A 1,156-nucleotide genomic window follows, 5' to 3' on the forward strand; every position below is an offset into this window, starting at 1 on the left:
GGCGGAAGGAAGATCGCAGCAGCTACAGCATTGCGGTAGCTTTCTGACAGCAAAGCGCGGGCGCTGAGATCGCTGAGGCCGAAAAAGTCCGCCAACTTGAGATCGACGTTCTCGCTATTCTGTGCGCGGGTCAGGGTCGGTTTAACATCGGGCCCGCCGCGCACAAACCGTCCGAACAAGTTCTGGCACGTGGTCTGGATTTCGGCGATTCGCTTGTTCGCCAGAGCCGTTTCTGCATCCGCGAAGGTCTGCGCTGCCTTGGTAATGAACGTCTTCCAGCGATTCAAAAGCGCAAGTTTGGCCTGTTTTGCCTTCAGCGGCGGCGCGGCCGCTTCAAACTCGACGACTGCATCACGGAACTGCTTGGCGAGGCTTAGTGTGCGCGTCACCTGCACCAAGGAGGGAGGCAGTTCGGCCTGAAGGGCGGACGCCTCCAGTTGCACGCGCTCCAGCGTTTCCGCGCGAAGCTTCTCCAGCTCCTCGAGTCGCGCTTTGAGCTTTGCCAGATCCGCGGTGGTCACCTCCCCTTTCTTAGCGGCGAGATCAAAAGCGACATGAAGCCTGTCGGCCGTTCCGATCCCCATGGCAGCAGTGTCTTCGAGCTGGCGTACCTTGGCGATGCCGACCGAGGTGGTAACCTCCTTCACCAAGCCGGCGCCGAGTTCGGCGGCCGCGTCATACTCCGCGATTCTGGCCTCCAACTTCGGCTTGAGCGGCTCCTCGCCTTGCACCTCGCAGATCGGGCATCGCTTGGGATCGCGCCAATCAGATCCGCCAACGACGGCAAGCGCATCTTTCAGCAGCGCGTGAAGCGCATGGGCGCCGACGCGATTGATCGCCTCATCCCGCGTCCTGGCCAGGCCGATAAGACGGTCGAGATCGGCGAGGTCGCCATCGACGAGGGCTCCGGTCGAAAGCGATGTCACCGCCGTCGTCAGCCCATCCAGCTTTTTGCGCGCTTCGCCACCTTCCTCCCTCTCGACAACCTTTTCGGCCGCCTCAAAGTCGAGGTCCATTACTGACCCGGCGTCGACGAGCGGCGTGAGCAATGCAATCGCCGACAAGGCCGACGTTACAGCCGTCTTGAGATCGGCAAGTTTGTCGATGGCGCCGCCACCGCCGGCAACCACATCATGTGCGGCGATGACCCGACGCT

Annotated in this window: 1 protein-coding gene; it reads right to left on the minus strand. The window is 61.9% G+C overall.

The window, feature by feature from the left end; translation table 11 throughout:
* Window positions 1-1,156: hypothetical protein (locus tag I55_RS05760; protein ID WP_044559552.1), on the minus strand; the 1,156-nt coding region annotated here is incomplete at both ends.

The sequence above is a fragment of the Azospirillum sp. B4 genome (assembly GCF_000333275.1).
Classification (GTDB): Bacteria; Pseudomonadota; Alphaproteobacteria; order Azospirillales; family Azospirillaceae; genus Nitrospirillum.